General features: G+C 74.2%; 4 protein-coding genes and 1 pseudogene. All 5 read left to right on the plus strand.

Going from position 1 to position 4,011, the window contains the following annotated elements:
• On the plus strand, nt 1-295 hold a 295-nt coding region (locus BN12_RS26320; RefSeq protein WP_235432472.1), incomplete at its 5' end, for a hypothetical protein.
• Between the two features lie 58 nt (nt 296-353).
• A complete protein-coding gene (locus tag BN12_RS25430) occupies nt 354-1,169 on the plus strand; it encodes a helix-turn-helix transcriptional regulator (protein ID WP_048555025.1) in 816 nt (271 codons plus the stop codon).
• Complete coding sequence (locus BN12_RS25855) at nt 1,162-1,494, plus strand: DUF2249 domain-containing protein (RefSeq protein WP_048555027.1); 333 nt, start codon at nt 1,162-1,164, stop codon at nt 1,492-1,494. The genes BN12_RS25430 and BN12_RS25855 overlap by 8 nt, the downstream gene beginning before the upstream one ends.
• The gene (locus tag BN12_RS19220) at nt 1,494-2,612 is read left to right on the plus strand and encodes a hypothetical protein (protein ID WP_048555028.1); all 1,119 of its coding nucleotides are present in this window, start codon (nt 1,494-1,496) and stop codon (nt 2,610-2,612) included. Before BN12_RS25855 ends, BN12_RS19220 begins: the two co-directional genes overlap by 1 nt.
• Nucleotides 2,609-4,011, plus strand: a pseudogene (locus BN12_RS19225) (multicopper oxidase domain-containing protein); the annotation flags it as partial. The gene BN12_RS19220 and the pseudogene BN12_RS19225, both read left to right, overlap by 4 nt.

Here is a 4,011-nt window from a genome sequence, read left to right on the forward strand (position 1 = left end):
GGAGGACGCCGTGCGGGTGGAGGTATCTGGTGACGTGGCGGTGGGGTCGGGATACCTCGATTCGGGTAGGCCCTGCGCCGGTCGAGGTATGCCGCGCGGGTGGAGGTATCTGGTGACGTTGCGGCGGGGTCGGGATACCTCGATTCGGGAAGGCGCCGCGCGGGTGGAGGTATCCGGTGACGTTGGGGCGGCCGGCGATCACCTCGACCCCATGGTGGAGTTCGACCTACGGGGGATTGCGCGCACCGCCATCCGGTGTGGTACGAATATAGAGGAATCAACTCCTCTATATTGAGAGAGGCCGACGAGTGCCCACTCCTGCGCGCGCGACGAGTCATGAGGCGTCGGCACTCATGGCGTCGCCGGTGCGCCGCGCGCTCGTCGAGGCGCTCGAGAAGGCAGCCGCCCCGGCGCGCCGGCAGGGGGGCGAAGCGGCCCAGGGACGCACCGCGGCCGAGCTGGCGGAGGTCGTCGGCCTCCATGTGACGACGGTCCGCTTCCACCTCGACCAGCTCGTCGACGCGGGAGTGCTGCGGAGCGACGAGCAGCGCCACGAGGGTCCGGGACGGCCGCGCAAGGTGTATGCCGTCGTGCCGGGGATGACCGATCCGGCTGCCGCCGCCGAGCCGTTGCGGCTGCTCACGAGCCTGCTCGTCGACACCGTCTCGGCCTCGATGACGGGTGCCCCGATGGATCCCGTCGAGGCGGGCCGCGCGTGGGCGAGGGAGCACGTGCCGCTCGCCGAGGCGACACCGGCCGCCACCCCGCAGGAGTGGCTCGGACGGGTCGAGCGGGTGACCGACTCGCTGCGCGTGTGGGGCTACCACCCGCAGCTGTCCCGCGACGAGGATGCCTGGACCACGCGCGTCGAGCTCACCGACTGCCCGTTCATGGATCTCGCCCGCCGCGACACCACCGTCGTCTGCGGCATCCACGCCGGTCTCATCGCCGAGGCGGCTCATCGTCTCGGCGCTCCCGACGCCGAGGCGACGCTCGAGCCCTTCGTCGGGCCGGCCCGGTGCCTGGCCCACATCGGCCGGCCGTCGAACGGCGCCGGCCGCCCGACCACGAGGACACCGATCACGAGAACCGCGCCCACCACGAGAACGACGACGACCACGCCGACCACGAGAACCAAGAGAACCGAGACAGGAGACCACCATGGCTGACGACTCGACGACCGACCGCACCACCTTCCCGCTCACCGAGGTCCCGCACAGCGCCGCCTGTGGGTGCGGCTGTGACGACGAGGGCATCCCCGAGCTCGACGTCCGCTCCGTCCCCCACGCGATCCGGCACGCGACGGTCATCGGGGCGCTCGACGTCATCCCCGCCGGCGGGGCGATGGTCCTCGTCGCGCCGCACGACCCCAAGCCGCTCCTCGCCCAGATCGCGCGCCGAGAGGGCGACGCGGTGCAGGTGTCGTACCTGGAGTCCGGCCCGGAGGCGTGGCGGCTGCGGCTGGACCGGGTTCGCGCCGCCGATCCTCTCTGATGTCCACACCGCGACGGGTCTGGCTCCTCGCGCCGGCCGGGCTCGCCCTCCTGGCGGGCCTCGACGCGGCGCTGCTGCTCGTCGGCGTGCCCGCGCCCGTCACGTCGTCCCGGCTCGAGGACCTCCACGGCGGGCTCATGGTCCTGTGCTTCCTCGGCGGACTCATCGCCCTCGAGCGCGCCGTCGCCCTCGGCGCGCCGGCGGGCTACGGCGCACCGGCGCTCCTCGGGCTCGGTGGGGTCGCGCTCCTGCTTCCCGGCATGCCGCCCCTCGTCGGCAAGACCCTCGTCCTCGCGGGTCTCGTCGCCCTCGTCGCGGTGTACACGGCCCTCTGGCGCCGCAAGCGGGACGACCCGGTCCTCGTCGAGGGGCTCGGTGCCGCCGTCGCCCTCTGTGCCGCGATCCTCTGGCTGCGCGTGGATCTCGCGACGACGGTGCCGTGGCTCGCCGGTTTCGTCATCCTCACCATCGCCGCCGAGCGCGTCGAGCTGGCGCGACTCGTCCTGCCGGCCTCGGCGGACCTCGTCCTCGTCGTCCTCGCCGGGGCCCTCGTCGTCGCCCTCGTCGCGGCGCTCCTCGCACCCGGGCCGGGAGCTCGCGCCCTCGGGATCGTCGTCCTCCTCCTCGTCGCCTGGCTGGCCCGTCACGACGTGGCCCGCCACACGATCCGCCTCGTCGGCCTCCCACGGTTCAGCGCGGCCGCGCTCCTCGTCGGCTACGTCTGGCTCGCGGTCGCGGGTCTCGTCTGGGCCCTCGTCGGCGCACCTCGGACGACGCCCGCGTACGACGCGGTCGTCCACACGGTCTTCCTCGGCTTCGCGATGTCGATGGTCATGGCGCACGCCCCGGTCATCCTTCCGGCCGTGGCCCGCCGGCCGTTGCCCTATCACCCGGTCCTCTGGGTGCCCCTCGTCGTCCTCCATGCGGGGCTCGTCCTGCGGGTCCTCTTCGGCGACGGGCTCGGGATCGACCCGCTCTGGCGCGCCGGCTCGCTCGTCACCGTCGCGGCTCTGCTCCTCATGGTCGTCACGAACCTCGCCCTCGTCGTGACCGCCCGCTCGTCGAGCGGGTCGACGGGCCGCTCGGCTCCCCGGGCGCGGGTGGAGTCGGTCCCATGACCGGCACCACTCCCGAGGGCCCGCCAGCGTCCGGTGGCGCACCCGACCCCATCGACGGCGCGTCGCGCGGGGTGGCCGCACGCCCCGCCCGTGGGTCCGCCTCGGGCGGGACGCGCGGGGCGTGGGGGATGCGCGACCGGCCCGGCCTCATGTGGCTCGTCCTCGCCGTCGTCGTCGCCCTCGTCCACCCGTTCGTGCCGGAGTCGACGTGGCTCATGGTGCACCTGGTGCTCCTCGGCGCGCTCACCCACTCGGCGATGGTCTGGAGCACCCACTTCACGTATGCCCTCCTCAAGGTCCGCGCCGAGCCCGACGACCGGAGGCGGCAGTCGCGTCGACTCGTGACCCTCCTCGTCGGAACCTCGCTCGTCCTCCTCGGCGTCCCGTCCGGCTGGTGGCCGGTCACCGTCGCCGGAGCGACCCTCGTCTCGGTCGCCGTGGTGTGGCACGGCATCCGGCTGTGGCGTCTGCTCCGTGTCGCGCTGCCGGCTCGGTTCCGGGTCACGGTGCGCTACTACGTGTCCGCCGCGGCGTGCGTCCCCGTCGGCGCGACGCTGGGCGCGATCCTCGCTCGCGGCCCGGCCGACCTGTGGCACGGCCGGCTCATCGTCGCGCACTCGATGGTCATGGTCCTCGGGTGGCTCGGTCTCACCCTCACCGGAACCCTCCTCACCCTCTGGCCGACGATGCTGCGGACCCGCATCGACGACCGCGCGGAGCGCTGTGCCCGCCAGGCGCTGCCCGTCCTTCTCCTCGCCCTCGCCGTCGTCGTCGGCGGTGCGCTCGCGGGCAGGACGCTCGTCTGCGCCGCCGGTCTCGCGGGCTACCTCGCGGGTCTCGCGTGGTGGGGTCGCGCCCTCCTCCGACCGGCGCTCGCCCGGCCGCCGAGGGAGTATGCGACGTATGCCGTGACCGCGGCCCTCGCCTGGCTCGTCGCGGGCGTCGCCTGGGTCGTCGTCCTCCTCGTCACGGGCGGAGGCTGGCCGGACGTCGGAGACGGGTACACGCCGGTCGGGGCGATCCTCGCCGCGGGGTTCGCCGCCCAGCTCGTGACCGGCGCGCTGTCCTACCTCATCCCCTCGGTGCTCGGCGGCGGCCCGAGCGTCGTGCGCGCGGGCCAGGGGTGGTTCGAGCGGCTCGCCGGCACCCGGGTCACCCTCGTCAACGGCGGTCTCGTCGTCTGCCTCCTGCCCGTCCCGTCGGCGGTCCGGGTGTGCTGCGCCGTCCTCGTCCTCCTCGGCCTCGCCCTGTTCATCCCGCTGATGCTCGCAGGCATCAAGGCCTCCGTCGCCGCGCGCCGCGCCCTCGTCGCGGGTCCAGGGGGTGCGCCCGGGCCTGGGGCGACGGGCTCGGACGCCCCGAGCGACGCGCGCTCGCGGAGCGCGGGCCCGCGCTTCGT

The sequence above is a fragment of the Nostocoides japonicum T1-X7 genome (assembly GCF_001046855.1).
Lineage (GTDB): Bacteria > Actinomycetota > Actinomycetes > Actinomycetales > Dermatophilaceae > Nostocoides > Nostocoides japonicum.